The 15,300-nt window shown below is 61.9% G+C and carries 13 protein-coding genes; 1 reads left to right on the top strand and 12 read right to left on the bottom strand.

The features are described from left to right. Window positions 1–384: 384 nt before the first annotated feature. The 6 genes from XI05_RS23125 to XI05_RS23100 all read right to left on the bottom strand — a co-directional run bounded on the left by XI05_RS23125 (window position 385) and on the right by XI05_RS23100 (window position 5,947). Window positions 385–1,137, bottom strand: a complete 753-nt coding sequence (locus tag XI05_RS23125; RefSeq protein ID WP_271505985.1) for a Crp/Fnr family transcriptional regulator — start codon at window positions 1,135–1,137, stop codon at window positions 385–387. A 1,632-nt stretch (window positions 1,138–2,769) separates the two neighbouring features. Then, window positions 2,770–3,162 (bottom strand): putative quinol monooxygenase, encoded by a 393-nt coding sequence (locus XI05_RS23120; protein ID WP_271505983.1) that lies wholly within the window; start codon window positions 3,160–3,162, stop codon window positions 2,770–2,772. Window positions 3,163–3,274: 112 nt separating this feature from the next. Then, a complete protein-coding gene (locus tag XI05_RS23115; RefSeq protein WP_271505980.1) occupies window positions 3,275–3,421 on the bottom strand; it encodes an SDR family oxidoreductase in 147 nt (48 codons plus the stop codon). A gap of 30 nt (window positions 3,422–3,451) precedes the next feature. Further along, window positions 3,452–3,847 (bottom strand): (R)-mandelonitrile lyase, encoded by a 396-nt coding sequence (locus tag XI05_RS23110; protein WP_271506403.1) that lies wholly within the window; start codon window positions 3,845–3,847, stop codon window positions 3,452–3,454. Window positions 3,848–3,962: 115 nt separating this feature from the next. Then, window positions 3,963–4,742, bottom strand: a complete 780-nt coding sequence (locus tag XI05_RS23105) for a carboxymuconolactone decarboxylase family protein (RefSeq protein WP_271505977.1) — start codon at window positions 4,740–4,742, stop codon at window positions 3,963–3,965. Then, a complete protein-coding gene (locus tag XI05_RS23100; RefSeq protein ID WP_271505976.1) occupies window positions 4,739–5,947 on the bottom strand; it encodes an arabinose transporter in 1,209 nt (402 codons plus the stop codon). The genes XI05_RS23105 and XI05_RS23100 overlap by 4 nt, the downstream gene beginning before the upstream one ends. Window positions 5,948–6,168: 221 nt before the next feature. Here XI05_RS23100 and XI05_RS23095 point away from each other — a divergent pair, with 221 nt between their 5' ends. After that, a complete protein-coding gene (locus XI05_RS23095; RefSeq protein ID WP_271505974.1) occupies window positions 6,169–7,068 on the top strand; it encodes a LysR family transcriptional regulator in 900 nt (299 codons plus the stop codon). A 1,053-nt stretch (window positions 7,069–8,121) separates the two neighbouring features. On the opposite strand, the gene XI05_RS23090 is transcribed toward XI05_RS23095, so the two are convergent. From XI05_RS23090 to XI05_RS23065, 6 genes are all read right to left on the bottom strand, one after another. After that, window positions 8,122–9,066, bottom strand: coding sequence for a 2-hydroxyacid dehydrogenase (locus XI05_RS23090; RefSeq protein WP_271506401.1), 945 nt, complete (start codon window positions 9,064–9,066; stop codon window positions 8,122–8,124). A gap of 65 nt (window positions 9,067–9,131) precedes the next feature. Next, on the bottom strand, window positions 9,132–9,899 hold the full coding sequence (locus XI05_RS23085; protein ID WP_271505972.1) for an SDR family oxidoreductase: 768 nt from the start codon (window positions 9,897–9,899) through the stop codon (window positions 9,132–9,134). 15 nt (window positions 9,900–9,914) lie between these two features. Beyond that, window positions 9,915–10,616 carry an HpcH/HpaI aldolase family protein gene (locus XI05_RS23080; protein WP_271505970.1) on the bottom strand — a complete coding sequence of 234 codons (702 nt, stop codon included), beginning with the start codon at window positions 10,614–10,616 and terminating at the stop codon, window positions 9,915–9,917. 15 nt (window positions 10,617–10,631) lie between these two features. Next, the gene (locus XI05_RS23075; protein ID WP_271505967.1) at window positions 10,632–11,435 is read right to left on the bottom strand and encodes an SDR family NAD(P)-dependent oxidoreductase; all 804 of its coding nucleotides are present in this window, start codon (window positions 11,433–11,435) and stop codon (window positions 10,632–10,634) included. A 7-nt stretch (window positions 11,436–11,442) separates the two neighbouring features. Beyond that, window positions 11,443–13,125: a hydantoinase B/oxoprolinase family protein gene (locus tag XI05_RS23070; protein WP_271505965.1), complete on the bottom strand. Its 1,683-nt coding sequence runs from the start codon at window positions 13,123–13,125 to the stop codon at window positions 11,443–11,445. Window positions 13,126–13,138: 13 nt separating this feature from the next. Then, on the bottom strand, window positions 13,139–15,205 hold the full coding sequence (locus tag XI05_RS23065; RefSeq protein WP_271505962.1) for a hydantoinase/oxoprolinase family protein: 2,067 nt from the start codon (window positions 15,203–15,205) through the stop codon (window positions 13,139–13,141). Window positions 15,206–15,300: the final 95 nt, after the last annotated feature.

The raw sequence follows: 15,300 nt of genomic DNA, 5'->3' as shown, positions 1-15,300 counted from the left end.
AAGCGCCACGAGGTGCTCTCTGCCTCCCGTCGAACGCCGGAGGACACGCGACCGCTGCCCGCGGCGTCGTCCTGCGCGCCCGGGTCAAAGGCTGCCTTGGCCCGCTTGAGGCGGCCTTACTCTTCCTTATGTTATTTCTGGCCGACGCAGGGGCCTAAAGTCGGGCAGGCATGCTATCGCTCGTTCCAGCTCTCTTGCGATTGCCTTGTAACGAGTGAGCGCCCGCGCATAGACCTCGCGCTTGAGCTGGCTCCTTGCTGCATGCTGAAGGCGCTCGCACTCGGCCATTTGCACGCGGAGCAGTTCCAGATGGGCCAGCATCTCTTTCATCGGCAGGTAATCTATCCCACATCAGCTTCGGTTCAATAGCGAATGACGTTCAATTCATCTGAACGGGGAATATTGCAGATGCGAAACATTCGGGGAGCTCAGCTCCTCCTCATCCATTCGTTTGATCCTCTCGCGCATCACGCCGTAACACTCGCAAGCGACGTTCTCGAGTTGCGCTCTATGGACCTCCAACGCGCCGCGCCGCTCCGATATGATGCAGCCGATTGCCCGAAGCTTACGCATGGTTAGAGTCACGGTCGTTCGCCGAACCCCAAGAAGTTGGGCCAGCGCTTCCTGGGTCAATCTGATCTCGCCGTTGGCAACGCGGTCGTGTATCTCAAGCAACCATCGAGCCATCCGGCATTCTACCGGGTGCACGGCGTTGCAGGCGGCCACATTCTGAAGCTGCAGCAATTGAGTGCGGAAATGGAGGCGCAGAACACGTTTGATGGCGCCGCTTTGCTCATAAGCTTGTTGCAATCGTGGGACAGGAATTTGGAGCGCAGCTCCGGCCACATAGGCGGTTGCTGTGACTGGCGAGTGCGAGGGACTTAGAATAGCGAGAGCGCCGACCGCTCCTTCCGAGCCCATGAGAGTGGAAGCGACAATGTGTCCATCCGACATCTCAACCAGGAACGCCAAGACCCCGCTAAGCGGAAAATAAACTTGTTTGAGCTCATCTCCGGTTCGCACGAGTACAGCGTCAGATTCGAACGCTATCTTCTGAACGTGAGGCTCAAGCAGGTTGAGATCCGCTGGGGACAAAGCCGCCAAAAGCCGATTCCCGGGGCCGGTCTGGAGCGCCATTGCGGACTCCCTTCGAGCACGCCGAAGCACCCGAAGCGTCAACCCAGCGTTCGGGGGGCTGTTCCAAATTTTCCCGATATACCCATGCGATATAATCGGTCACGGCTTCACATCCCTTGAGCCCCGGACTGGGCGCCTTCTAGATTTCGTACTCTCCGAACAGGCGAGCGGGAGAGGCGGACTAGCGCACCTTTAGATCTGTCTAGAGCCAAACGGCGCCGGCTTCAGGTCATCGCTTCTGGTTCATCTCGAACTTCCCGACCAGCAGCGAGCCTGGCGGGGGACCGCACGGTCCAATTTCGCACGGCCAAAGATGGCGCGCACCCGCGCGCCATGAGCAAGCACGCGCCGTGTCCCAGACTGGGTGTGGATCTTGACACGTATCCGTCCGGTAAAGACCACCTTGCCGAATGAGGCGTGTTGTCGAGAAGTGTCCTTATGGACAGTGATAGGCGCAGTGCTCCAATCGAACGGCTCGGTGTAGTGGACACAGGCCGACGGCGGCGCTGGTTCGAGGATGAGAAACTTAAGATCGTCCTTGAGAGCTTACAGGCGCCGCGCCAGGTCCGCGGCGACGGCGCGGCGATATGGCGTTTAGCGCCCATTGCTGCTCCGATGCGACGATCGTTTCGGCCGGGCCTGCGAAGCGATCACCCAGCCGCCGGCTCCCTCGCACCCGATTGCGCGCGGGCGTGGAGGCCAAGTTTGCTAGTCCACGCGGTCCAGTCCGCTGCGGGCCAGCACTCGGTCAAAGTCCTCTACCCTGTGGTCCGCGCCGGATGCTTACGATTCAGCTCGCGGAAGCCGCGGTGCTAAAGCTCCAAGCGGGAACAAAACGGCAAACGGTGGTGTAAACGGCGCTATTTTGCCGCTTGATCAAACCGCCAAGTGCTTAATTTAAATGGTGGGCGCACCAGGGCTCGAACCTGGGACCCGCTGATTAAGAGACACGATACGATCATTGATTCTAACAAGAGAATTTTTCCAACTGAGCCAACATCCGATCATTAGGGATCAATGGTTTACAATGAGAAATCCAACTGCAAAGTTCGTCGTGGTGGCAGATCGACATTTCGAAATATCGGGGGTTCGAGTCACTGGAGCGCTACCGCCTTTCCCCACACCAGCCTAACCTACGATATGTCATCCTTCGCCTGAGGCAGCTTGTCCGGCGATCATACCGCTGCTGCGGAACGCAATGAGAAAGTTCTGAAAGCAGCGTTGCGTGAGGCAAGATATGAAGCTCACGTGATTAGCCGGGCGTCGACAGGTCCGCGGATCTTGATTAGCCGGAACTCTCGGCCCAGCACGCCATCAAGGTGTTCGATGGCAGAGATTCATCGACCAGCTTCTTCGCCGTCTCTATGCCGGCCACGTTTGCTAAGCCAATGAAATGTTCGGCGCACCAGGGCTCAAACCTGGGGCTCGCCGATTAAGAGTTCAGTATCGCCGAGCCGCAGGTTATTGTTACTGGTCAGCCCCGAACAGGCAAGCGAGATATCGCGGATGCGCCCGCACCCGGACCCTGAGGCCAAGCTCCAGCCGTTCGTAAGGAGTTATGCGTTCCGATCCCCAGGAGCAAGGCAGCGGTCACTGCGAATAGGCTCTTCATAGTCAACTCCTCGCGAACGATCACCTCGCCTTAGTGCCAAGTGCAATAGCGTCGGTGCGGATCAGCTTGAGCGACCTGACCATGCTTTGTGTCGCGGCCTTGTATCGCTTGAAGTGCCCGGATTCGAGGTGTCGTCTATAGGCCTCGCCATCCCGATAAAACTCGAACACCTTCACCTTGGTGGGATCGTCCTTGTCAGAAACCGCATAAAGCGTCAGGACGCCGGGCTCGACCCGGATGGCCATTTCGATGTGTTCCTTGACCGCGGTCCTGTAGGCGTCGAGTTGCGAAGGATCGATTTCGATTTCCGCAACCTGGATATACTGCTCTTGCTTTTCTTGGCCAAGCGCGGGTCCTGCCGCTGCAGAAGCCAGCATTGAAACACCAATCATCAAGAGCTGCTTCGTGTCCATCCTGTTCTCCCTAGTGGACTTGGTGTTCTGCTCTCTGCTTCCCACAACAGCTGGTCAAACCCTTGGTCCGTAACAATTAGGCGGGAAACGACCAACGACGCGGTCCCCGTGCTCAGTGAGCGGTGAATCCGCCGTCCATCGGCAGATCAATACCGATCACCAAACTTGCGGCCGGGCTGCACAACCAGAGGGCGGCGCGGCAACTTCCTCCGGGCGGCCCCCGCCGCCCAATCGGCTGCTGCTTCGTGATCTCGGCCATGGGGAGCATGCGCGCGGTCGTCAAGCGCGATCACTTGCGATATTGCTCATCGCTGACCTTCTCCATCCAGTCGACGTTCCTGCCACCAACGGACTCCTGTATCGCGATGTGCGTCATCGCCGTCGTCGGCGATGCACCGTGCCAATGCTTCAGTCCCGGCGGAAACCAGACCACGTCCCCTGGGCGAATTTCTTCGACCGGTCCGCCCTCGCGTTGTACCCAGCCCAACCCAGCGGTTACGATCAGCGTCTGACCGAGCGGATGCGTGTGCCAGGCGGTGCGGGCGCCGGGTTCGAAGGTGACCTGGCCAGCTCCGACGCGGGCGGGGTCCGAGGCCTGAAACAGCGGATCGACACGCACATTCCCCGTAAACCAGTCTTCCGATCCTTTTTGGGAAGGACGGGACCCGTTTCTCTTGATTTCGATGTCCATTGGAATCTCCTTGTGCAGCTCGGGCGCAAGTGCCGATGCCGCGGTGGTTTTCATTGATACGGCGACGCCCGCGATCAGCACGACTCGGCGGGAGATCATGCGTCCTCCCTCAGTACCGGCGTTTCTCGATCACATCCTTGACGACAGGTGCCGCAGAGAACGCATTGGGCCAGCCGGCGTAGAAAGCGAGATGGCCGAGCACCTCGCCGGCGTCGTCCTTTGTCAGTCCGTTGTCCATCGCGCGATTCAGATGATAGGTGATCTGCGCGACCTGACCGGTCGCGATCAGCGCACTGACCGTGACGAGGCTGCGGTCGCGCGGCGCGAGCGCCGGCCTCAGCCAGAGATCGCGAAACAGCGCGTCTGTCGTGTATTGGACGAGGCTCGGGGTGATCTGGCCGAACTGCTCTCCGACCCGCGTGGCCCGCTGCTTCTCTGCCGCTTCGTCCAGGGGGAGCTGCGGCCCCGAGGAGGACGGGAGCTGATCGGCTCCGATGTTGCGGCTCTTGAACACCTCCCGCGCCGCGGGGATCGCATTTATCGCGTTCGCCCAGCCGGTGTAGAAGGCGAGGTGCGTGATGATCTCCGAGATCTCCGACGGCTTCACGCCGTTGTCGAGCGCGAGAGTCAGGTAGCCGGGCAGTTCAATCGTTTGGTCGCGCGCGATCAGCGCGGCAATTGTGACGATGCTGCGGTCTCGCGGAGAAAGGCCCGGCCGCTTCCAAAGATCGCCGATAACGAACTTCTGCGCGTATGCTTCGAGCGCCGGCGCGACGGCGCGGATGTCCTCCGGATTGGACATGGCATTTGCTCCTTTAATGGGCGTCTGAGCGACGGCTGCGCCGGCGAACAGACATAGGTAAAAGAAAGTCGCTGCGAACGTTCTCATTGCGGAGATCCTTCCATGACTGGGGGCTTTGCGATCAGCCGCCACGCGACGAGCGAAGCGCACAACACCGTCGCCGAACTGACCAGAAAAAGGGTGTTGAGCTTCGATCCGGCTGCGATCAATCCGAGGGTGGGGCTTGCGAGCCCCTGGGCGAGATCGAGAAAAGAGGTGTAGGCGCCCATGGCAAGACCGCGGCTCTGTGCGGGAACGCAGCGGACGGCTTCGACTCCGAAGCCGGGATAGACCAGCGAGAACCCGAAACCGGTGAGCGCGGCGCCCGCGAGCGCCATCTCAGGGCTCACCGCCAGCCAGATCAGCGCCTGGCCGCTGGCTTCGATGCCCGCGCAAACGACAGCAACCCTCGCGCCGCCGATCCTGTCAGGGAGATGGCTGAAGAACACTCGCGCCAGAATGAAGGCGAGCGCATAGGCGGTGTAGGCCATCCACCCGTTTGCCCACCCTTTGGTCGCAAATAGCAGGGCGACGAACGTCGTCACCGCGCCGAAACCAACGCTACCGAGCGCCGAGCCGAGACCCGGTACCCAGACGGCCCCGATCACTTCGACGAACGAAGCGCGCGCGTGCTTCACCGGGGCAATCGCCGGAAGCAGCGCGACGAGCGGCAGCACGGCGAGCGGCGCCAAGGCAGTCCCCAGCGAGATCGCCGTGAAACCGTAGGCCGAATAGAGTGCGGAGCCGGCGGGAGCGCCGAGCGCGAAGGCCGCGAACATAGCCGACCCGATCCAGGCGATCACCTTGCCGGTGTTGCTGGAAGGAACGAGCGCCAATCCCCAGCTCACGGCGGCCGTGATGATGAAGCTCTCCGCTCCGCCAAGCAGAGCGCGTCCCGCAAGCAGGATCACGACCGAAATCAGCGGAGATCCACTAAGGACGAACGAGAGCAGATAAAGCAATCCGGCCACGGTCGCCGCCGACAGGCCGATGACGACTCCGCGCTTTGCACCATGAGCGTCGGAGACGTGTCCGGCCCATTGACGCGAGATCAAGGATGCGGCGAACTGGCTGCCGGCGACCAAGCCCACCACGAACGTGCCGAGGCCCAGCCCGTCGTGCACATGGAGAGGAAGCACGGGCATGGCCATGCCGATGACCAGGAAGCCCACGAACACCACGCCCATGATGGGAAGCAAGGTGACGGTGATGCTCGCAGCCGGAACGGGCTCTTGCATGGTTGTGACCGACATGCCTCAGATCTCTTGCCAAGCCGGCAGCCCAACAGTGGGCTTGCGCCACCCGCTGCTTGTTCCCGTGACCGCGCCGGGCTTGTGCCTGATTCCGTCTCCCATGGGGTCCTTGGCCTTTTTCGCTGACGGGTTGACTGGCCGATTACTGTCCGAACCTAGACCTTTTCCCTTCGGCCGATTAGGTGATAGATTTCGAATGCAGTCAGTAGACAGGCTTATCAATGACCCGCGACGACGCCAGCGATCTCCTTGCCTTCCTTGCGGTGGCGAGGGAGCGCAGCTTCACGCGTGCCGCAGCCAAGCTCGGCATGACCCAATCGGGGCTCAGCCAGATCATACGGAATCTCGAGGAACGCCTCGGTGTCCGGCTGTTGAACCGGACGACGCGCAGCGTGACCCCAACTCAAGCCGGAGAACGGCTGTTCCAAAGCATCGGCCCTAAGTTCGTCGAGATGGACGCCGATCTCGCCGCCTTGAGCGAACTCCGCGAGAAGCCCGCCGGCACCGTCCGCCTGACCGCCACCGAATATGCCGCAAGCGCGATCTTGCTCCCGGCGCTTCACAACATCCTGCCGCAATACCCTGATATTCACGTCGAGATCATTGTCGACTACGGTCTCACCAACATCGTGGCCCAGCAGGTCGATGCCGGGATCCGTCCCGGCGAGCTTGTCGCGAAGGACATGATCGCTGTCCGGGTCAGTCCGGATCTTCGGATGGCTGTCGTTGGTTCGCCATCATACTTCGCGGGGCGCAAGCGACCTAAAAAGCCTCAGGATCTTACCCATCACAACTGTCTCAACCTCCGCCTGCCCACCCATGGAGGCAGTCTCTATGCCTGGGAGTTCGAGAAGGACGGACGCGAACTCAATGTGCGGGTTGAGGGGCAACTTGTGTTCAACAGCGCCGGGCTTCTTCTGGACGCGGCCCTGAAGGGGGTGGGCCTGGCGTACCTCACCGAGGGACACGTTCGGCCGTACGTCGCGGAGGGCCGGCTCGTTCGCGTGCTGGCGGACTGGTGCCCGCCATTCTCGGGCTACCACCTTTACTACCCGAGCCGTCGGCAACCCTCGCCCGCGTTCACCCTGCTGGTCGAGGCTCTCAGATATCGCAGCATGTAGAATATGACTGCTTCTGGCCCAGTGCGAAGTTACACCTTGGCTGTCGGAACTCCGCTCGTTGAGCCCGAGCGGATCAGATCTGCCAACCTGAGCTCTTCGCTTTTTGACCCGAAGCGGCCCACCAACATCTAGCCAGGGGCGGGTGCAGTTTATGCCATTTTGCGCGAGCGGCTTCCGCTGATCCGCCGCGCCGTATTTCGTCTTCTCTAAAACCCTTCCAATACCGGTAGGTGCAATATAGCCCGCACATCCAAAGGAAGACGAGAAGCAGAACAAGCGGACGAATGAAGCTTTTCACGAACTCGGTTGGATCTAGAATCGTCAGCAAGAAAATCAAGGCGAGGCATACAGCTGCAGCAATCGCAAAGCCTCGCACTCGAAGCCGCCAAACTCGGACTTCCTCTGAAACAGTCATCCCTCTTCCTTCAGGGTACGTAGGCTCTCGCGGCTAACTGGCTCTGCGGCTTTCGTCTTCGATCCGGGGACGACTGAGATGTCTCGTGAGCCGCCCTTCAGCGCCCCATCCGCGCCGCCTCGCGATCGGGGCCAACAGCAGGCAGGCCAGGTTCAACGCAATCAGCGCGATCAGTAGATTGAGGCCGTAAAACACGAAAATGCAGGACGCGCCCCCGACGATAAGGACGAGCAGAACGGTGGGTGTGATTCTGAAGCGAAACATGCGTCCCATGGTAACACAACGTTGCCTAGGTTCGCGCCTCTCATGAACAAGGTTTGCAGACCGTTTAAGTCTGCTGGTGGCCCATTGCTTCCCTTAGGGAGTTGCAGCGAAATGTCCGCAGTCGGGTATAAACCGGAAGCGTCCGGCCGTTGGTCAAAACGGCGCTTTTGACCCTCTGCAGAACTGGCGAGTCTGCAGGATATCCGCTTTGCGCCAAGAGGGGCCGGCTGCGCGGGTTTCGTATCCGAGTTGTCGCCGATCAGATAGTCAGCGAGTCAGTTCGTGTTGGTGGCCACACCAACAATACAGATCTTCCTGTTCGGCGTCGAACTAACAGAAGCGGTAGTTCGAGAAGCAGCGCACTACGGCAGCTTTCAGGTCACGGGTGTTATGAGGGCCGCACCTACGAAGTGGGCGGCAAGATTGTCGCGGACGAGCTTGCCCATGGCGCGTCGTGTCTCAGTCGTGCCCGAGGCGTGGTGCGGTTGAAGGACGACGCTATCGAGGGCCTTGAGTCGTTCATCGATATTCGGCTCGTTCCAGAACACGTCGAGGCCTGCGCCCTTGATCAGCTTGGCCTCGAGCGCACGAAGCAGAGCTGTTTCGTCCACCGTCGATCCCCGGGAGACATTGATTAGGATGCCGTCAGGTCCGAGTGCATCGAGCACGCGCGCGTCCACGATACCTTTCGTGCTCTCGCCGCCCGCGAGCGTCACGATCAGGAATTCAGCGCGCCGGGCCAATTCCATGAGGTCCGGCACGAATGTATAGGGTAGATCCGCTCGCTCGGAGACGTCAAAATAAGCGATCTCGCAATCGAATGCGGCGAGCCGCTTTGCGACCGCCGCGCCGACGCGGCCCATCCCGACCACGCCGGCGGTCTTGCCGCTGACCCGGGTCACCAGCGGCATGTTGCCGGTGGTCCAGCATCCCTCGCGCACGAACCGGTCGGCCTGCGGGATCTTCCGCGCGACAGCCAGCAACAGACCGATGGCCATGTCGGCGACATCGGCCGTCAACACGTCCGGCGTGTTGGTCACCCGGATTCCATTCGCCCTTGCATGGGACAGATCAATGGCATCGGTACCGACGCCATAACAGGTGACGATCTCGAGCGCGGGCAATCGCTTCATTAGATTGGCGGATGCGCCGAGCTCGCCCCGCGTTGCTATCGCGCGGATCGTGCTGCGGTGAGCCTCAATCAGGCGGTCGCGATCCGCCGCCTCCCAAAGTTTGTGCACGACATAACGCGCGTCGAGATCCTCCATATCCCAGGTGGGATAAGGCCCAATCATCAAGACTTCGGGTTTCGTCGACATGGTGCGGAATCCTATAGAACCCGGTGCATGGCCGTGGTGTTGCGGGAGGCGATGGAGCGCCGGAATCACAGGCAGGTCGTGATGCCGCCGTCGACATAGAGCGTATGGCCATTGACGAAGGATGACGCGTCGCCCGACAGAAATACGGCGGCGCCGATCAACTCGTCGACGTTGCCCCACCGCGAGGCAGGCGTACGCTTTTCAAGCCATGCCGAGAACTCGGGATTGTCCACCAGCGCCTGGTTCAAGGGAGTCTTAAAATAGCCCGGCGCGATCGCATTGACCTGGAGACCGTGCTTGGCCCAATCGGCGCACATGCCGCGCGTTAGGTTCTTGATTGCTCCTTTGGTCGCGGTGTACGGCGCAATCCCAGGCCGCGCCAATTCGCTCTGGACCGACGCGATGTTGATGATCTTGCCCTTCCCTCGCGGAATCATATGGCGTGCAGACGCCTGGCCGACGTAGAAGGCCCTGGAGACATTGGTCCTGAGCAATTCCTCCCACTTCTCCGCCGGAAAATCCTCCAATGGCGTACGGAACTGCATGCCGGCATTGTTGACGAGAATGTCGATCGGGCCGATCGCTTCTTCAATGCGCAAGATCCCGCCGCGAACGGCGTCGGCGCGGGTAACATCGAAGCTCGTCACGGCGACGTCGTGCCCGGCGGCTCTGACGTTCACCGCAGCGGCATCCAGCTTGTCGCGATCGCGTCCGTTGAGCACCACGGAAGCGCCGTGCTCGGCAAGCCCTCGCGCGATCGCAAGACCGATCCCCTGCGATGATCCCGTCACCAGCGCGCGACGTCCGGCGAGGTTGAATAGTTCGAATGTCATAGCGTTCTTCCGAGCTCAGCGGGCGAGCAGCTTCTTGATGCCGGCCAGACCGAGGCGCAGGAACGGATCGGAGTGGATGTAGAAGTACCGCACGCCTTGTTCGAGAAGGGAGGGCAGCTCGTCGGCGGTCACGAGCGTTCCGGCAACCTTGCCGGCCGCGCGGATCTTCTTCACGGCGTAAGCAACCCGCTCCATCACCGCTTGCGGCCGAGGCTGCCCGAACGGCGGCGCGGGCGGATAGCCCATGTTCTGCGAGAGGTCGCCGGGCCCGATAAAGAACACATCGATTCCGTCCACCGCGAGCAGTTCGTCGATGCCGTCGATCGCCTTGGGCGTCTCGATCATGGCGATGACCAGCCGCTTTTCGTGATCGGCCGGACATGCATAGCGCACCGCATCAACTATCGCGCGCGCCTGCTGCGCGGTATCCACCATCGGCACCATTAGGCCGTCGGCGCCGGCATTGAGATAGCGGATCAGGACCGGCCGCTCATGCGAGTGCGGGCGAACGATCGCGGCGCCTCCGGCACCGCGGATGGCTTGGGCCGTGACCCGCACGTCCTCGAAACTCCAGGTGCCGTGCTCGCAATCGACGAAGATGGCATCCGCACCGAGCTCCACCAGACGGACCGCCAGTCCCGATGAGGAATGATGGGGCGCGAACATGGTAACCGCCTCGCCTTTGACAAGGCGTTCGCGCAATTTGGCTCCGTTCATGGGAGATCCTCTTCTCTAGCTCTTCAGCTTGTCCGTGAGGCCCTCGGGTGCGCCGACCCAGCGGGCCGTCTCGATGTCCGCTGACGTATCGCGCATGAAAGTCGGGCAGATGTGCAGCTCGGGGATGATGGCGCCCTTTTGCAGGCTGGCGCAGAGCAACACCGCGCGCGCGACGTCATGCGGATTGAGCATCACGGCGCGTTCGCTCTCCAATGGCGGCCTTGCGCGACTGTCCATGATCGGCGTGTCGGTCTCGCCCGGCAGGATCGTTGTCGCACGGATGCCCTGGTTGCGGAATGTGTTGTGCAGGAAGGTCATGAAGTTCTTCACGCCAGCCTTGGCCGCCCCGTAAGCGGCGCCGCCAAGCAGGTTCGGATTGACGACCGCCAGCGAGGAGACGGTGATGATTGTGCCTTCCTTCCTGGCGAGCATGTCCTCCAGTACGGCCTGCGTCAGGTTGAACACGGCGGTGAGATTGACGTTGACCGTGGCGTTCCACTCCGCCTCGGTGATGAAGCGTGCGTTCAGTACCTTGCTGGCGCTGCCGGCGTTGTTGACGAGGATGTCGATGGCTCCAACATTGTCCTTAATCCAGGCAACCGCCTCCAGGATTGCGTCCCGCGACGCCACGTCGAGCGCACGGGCAACGGCTTCGCCGCCCGCCTTCTCGATCACGGACACGACCTCCTGCAGCGGCGCGATACGGCGTCCCGTCAGGACAACCGATGCACCTTCCTGGGCGAGCAGGATCGCGGTCTCGCGCCCGATACCTGTTCCCGCGCCCGTTACGAGCGCGATCTTTCCGTCGAGCAGGCCCATGGCTCTCCTATTCGGCAGCCGTCGCTGCCAAGCTTGAGCTGCGATAGCCGTAAATCTGCCTCGCAACCGCCGGCGTGATCAACCCTTCCGCGAGGTCGAGCTCGATCGAGGCTGCGCTGCGTTCGGACGTCTTGCCCCATCCGCCGCCGCCTGGCGTCTCCACCTCCAGGCGATCGTCCGTCTTCAAAACGACCTTCCCCTTGGGAAACTGAGGCTCGCCATTCTTGTGCACCTTGCCGGCACTGCCGGATTGGCCGCCGACCACACCGAAGCAGGGATGTCGCACGCGCTCGGACGCCAGATAAATGCTCATGGGATTGCTACCGAGGTTACGCAGCACCACGCGCTGGCCGAGACCGCCCCGGGTCTTGCCGGCCCCGCCGGAATCCGGGATCAGCTCCTTACACTCGGTGAGCGCAGGCACGGCAATCTCGAACATCTCGATCGCGGTGACCCGGCAGTTGGACGGAAAGCTCAGCGTGTCGAGGCCGTCGAACTCGGCGCGGGCGCCCTGCCCGCCGTGAAAATTCTGCACCGACCCATATTGCGTACCGTCGTCGCGCCGGCCGACGCAATTGGCCGCCCAGATCGGTGCGCCGCCACTATCGCCCATCACCTTGTCGGGCACCACGCCCTCCAGCGCCTTGAAGATCAGCGACGGGATGACGTGCCCGATCAGATTGCGCGAATTGCCTGCCGTCCATTGCTCGGGATTAAGGATTGAGCCCAGCGGCGCTTCGTCGGTGATCGGCGTGATGCAGCCTTCGTTATTCGGCGTATCCGGGTCGAGCAGGCATTTCAGTGCATAGACCGAATGGGCGTAGCGATAGTTGGTGCGGCAGTTGATCGAGTGAAGGATTTGCTCTGATGTTCCGGTGTAGTCGACATGGATAGAATCGTCACGGACAATCACGGAAGCCTTCAGCGTCACGTCGGTGTCGTAGCCATCGAGCAGGACCTCGGCGCTGTAGGTGCCGTTCGGCCATTGCCGGATCGCCCGCCGGGTCTGCGCTTCGGAGCGCGTATGGATCGCATCGGCGAGCTCGTCAATGCCGTCGAGATCATACTCGTCGAGGAACTTAACGAGTTCGCGGCCCATGACATTGTTGGCCGCAACCATGGATTCGAGATCGCCCATCACCTCGGTCGGCAGGCGCACGGAGGCGGCGATGATGTCGAGGACGTCCTGGTTGGGGACGCCGGCCTTGTGCAGCTTCACGATCGGGAAGCGGATGCCTTCCTCGAAGATGTCGCTGGCTTCGGAATGCAGGGGCGCGCCGCCGATGTCGGGCAGATGCGCGATCGAGCCGGCATAGGCGACGACTTTGCCATTCTTGAATATCGGCGTGATCATCGTGACGTCAGGCAGGTGGCCAGTGCCGATCTCGGGGTCGTTGGTGGCGAGCACGTCGCCCTCGACCAGGGTATCGGCCGGAAATTTGGGCAGAAAGTATTTTTGCGCGGCGACCGGCAGCGAGGTGATGAAGACCGGGATCGACCAGGTGCATTGCGCCAGCGCGCGGCCGCGGCTGTCGAGCAGCACGGTGACATAGTCGTGGTTCTCGCGCACGATCGGCGAGAATGCGGTGCGGCCGAGCACGATGTCGGCCTGGTCGGCGATGAAGATCAGGCGATTCCACATCACCTGAAGATTGATGGGATCGTTGAAATCGGCCGCGTTCACGGACATGGATGCGTCGTCCTCAGGCGATGGTGATCACGAGATTGCCATTGATGTCGACGTGAGCGGTGCCGCTCGGCCCGACCACGGCAGTCGACTCGCGCTGCTCGACGATGGCCGGCCCCTTGATCTCCTCGCCGACCGGCAGCTTGTAGTGATCGTAGACCGGCGTTTCGACGAAGCCGTTGCGCTCGCTGAAATAGACCGAACGGATGCCCTTTTTGGCCCCGGCGGCATGCCGCGTGTGCGGGCGGGTCACCTGATCCTTCTGCCCGCTGGAGCGCAGGCGCCAGGTGATCACCTCGACCGAGGAACCCGCGACAATGCGGCCGAACAGCTCGCGGTAGAGCTTGTAGAAATTGCCGAGCAGCTCTTCACGGAACTGCTTCGGCGGGAGCTTGCGATCCGGCAGCGCGACGGTGATTTCGTGGCCTTGGCCGACGTGACGCATGTCGACCGTGTAGGTGTTGGTGATCGTTTCCGGCGCGACGCCGGCGGCACGGACGACCTCGGCCCCCTGCGCTGCGAGATCGCCGAGCAGGCGATCCATTGCGGCAAAATTCCAATTGTCGACCTGCATCGGAAAACTCGCGGAGAGATCGACGGCCACCGGCGCGATCAAAAGGCCGATCGCCGAGGTGACGCCGGCACCGGTCGGACAGATGATGCGTTTGATGCCGAGTTTGCGCGCGATGCCGTAAGCGTGCACAGGGCCCGCGCCGCCGAAGGCGACCATCGGCAGGCTGCGCGGATCGACGCCGAGGTCGGTCGCATGCACCGCCGCCGCCTTGCTCATGGATTCATTGACGAGATCGTGGATGCCCCAGGCGCAGCGGGGCACGCTGACGTCGAGCGAACCAGCAAGCTTTGCCATCGCCGTCTGCGCGGCATCCTTCGACACCTTGAACGAGCCGCCGACGAAGGATTCGGTGCCCATGTAGCCGAGCAAAATATCGGCGTCGGTCACGGTCGGCTCGGTGCCGCCACGCTGGTACGCGGCTGGTCCCGGCATCGCGCCTGCCGATCGCGGCCCGACATCGAGCAGGCCGAGCGGGTTCTTCGCGGCGATCGAGCCGCCGCCGGCACCGATCTCGATCATGCGGATCGATTGGATCTTGAGCGGAAAGCCCGAGCCCTTGCGGAAGCGATGGTAGTGCGCGACTTCGAGATCGGTGCCGACGGTCGGCTCTCCATTCGGGATCAGGCACAGCTTTGCGGTGGTCCCGCCCATGTCGAAGGACAGCACGCTGCCTTCCCCGGCGATACGGCCGAACTCGGCGGCGGCGACTGCGCCTGCGGCCGGACCGGATTCGATCAGGCGCACCGGCAGCTCGGCGGCACGGCTGCTCGGCACAAGGCCGCCCGACGAGGTCATCCAGAGCACTTGGCGATTGATACCCTTGGCGACGAATTCGCGCTCGAGATGGGCAACATGGCCCGACATTTGGGGGCGCGTATAGGCGTTGACCACGGTAGTCGAGGCGCGATCGAACTCGCGGACCTCTGGACAGACGTCGGAGGACAGCGACACGAAGATGTCGGGGTTCTCGTCCCGAAGCAGCGCCGCGATGCGCTGCTCATGAGCGGGGTATTTGTAGGCGTGGAGCAGGCACACGGCGACGGACTTGATCCCTTCCGCGCGCAGCCGGCCGGCGATCTCGCGGACGGTCTCTTCGTTCAGCGCGGTGACGACCTCGCCATTCGCCGTGATGCGTTCGACCGCGCCAAAGCTGTTGGCGCGCGTGACCAGCGGAACCGGATACTTAAGATTTAGGTCGTAGAGATCATAGCGTCCCTCGTTGCGGATGCGCAGCATGTCCTGGAAGCCTGCGGTCGAAATGAAGCCGGTCTTGACGCCCTTGCGCTCCAGCACGGCGTTGGTGACGACGGTCGTGGCGCCGAGCACCTGAAGCCCGTCGAGAGCGACGAGGTCTCCGAATTGTTCGAGCAGCTCGGACACGCCGCGAACCACGGCTTCGGCCGGATTGGCCGGCGTGCTCAGCACCTTGTGCAGATGCAGCTCGCCCTTATCGTCGAGCAGCGCGAAATCGGTGAAAGTTCCTCCGGTATCGAATGCGAGCTTGGCCATCTGTTTCCTCGAAGCGATTGTCTTCGAGCGTAGGAAAACCGGTCGCACGCGACCACCACAACTCCCGTCTGCCGCCATAGGTTTTGTTTATGGCC

It is taken from the genome of Bradyrhizobium sp. CCBAU 11357 (assembly GCF_028128865.1).
Lineage (GTDB): Bacteria > Pseudomonadota > Alphaproteobacteria > Rhizobiales > Xanthobacteraceae > Bradyrhizobium.
Note: the sequence above shows the minus strand (reverse complement) of the source record. Positions and strands in the feature narration are given on the sequence as shown.

What these genes read in the sequence shown, in the direction of transcription:
- XI05_RS23105 (WP_271505977.1), bottom strand. Translation starts at nt 4,742, where the DNA reads ATGAGAACGTTCGCAGCGACTTTCTTTTACCTATGTCTGTTCGCCGGC.
- XI05_RS23065 (WP_271505962.1), bottom strand. Translation starts at nt 15,205, where the DNA reads ATGGCCAAGCTCGCATTCGATACCGGAGGAACTTTCACCGATTTCGCG.
- XI05_RS23120 (WP_271505983.1), bottom strand. Translation starts at nt 3,162, where the DNA reads ATGGACACGAAGCAGCTCTTGATGATTGGTGTTTCAATGCTGGCTTCT.
- XI05_RS23080 (WP_271505970.1), bottom strand. Translation starts at nt 10,616, where the DNA reads ATGAACGGAGCCAAATTGCGCGAACGCCTTGTCAAAGGCGAGGCGGTT.
- XI05_RS23125 (WP_271505985.1), bottom strand. Translation starts at nt 1,137, where the DNA reads ATGGCGCTCCAGACCGGCCCCGGGAATCGGCTTTTGGCGGCTTTGTCC.
- XI05_RS23085 (WP_271505972.1), bottom strand. Translation starts at nt 9,899, where the DNA reads ATGACATTCGAACTATTCAACCTCGCCGGACGTCGCGCGCTGGTGACG.
- XI05_RS23115 (WP_271505980.1), bottom strand. Translation starts at nt 3,421, where the DNA reads ATGGCCGAGATCACGAAGCAGCAGCCGATTGGGCGGCGGGGGCCGCCC.
- XI05_RS23090 (WP_271506401.1), bottom strand. Translation starts at nt 9,066, where the DNA reads ATGTCGACGAAACCCGAAGTCTTGATGATTGGGCCTTATCCCACCTGG.
- XI05_RS23095 (WP_271505974.1), top strand. Translation starts at nt 6,169, where the DNA reads ATGACCCGCGACGACGCCAGCGATCTCCTTGCCTTCCTTGCGGTGGCG.
- XI05_RS23075 (WP_271505967.1), bottom strand. Translation starts at nt 11,435, where the DNA reads ATGGGCCTGCTCGACGGAAAGATCGCGCTCGTAACGGGCGCGGGAACA.
- XI05_RS23070 (WP_271505965.1), bottom strand. Translation starts at nt 13,125, where the DNA reads ATGTCCGTGAACGCGGCCGATTTCAACGATCCCATCAATCTTCAGGTG.
- XI05_RS23100 (WP_271505976.1), bottom strand. Translation starts at nt 5,947, where the DNA reads ATGTCGGTCACAACCATGCAAGAGCCCGTTCCGGCTGCGAGCATCACC.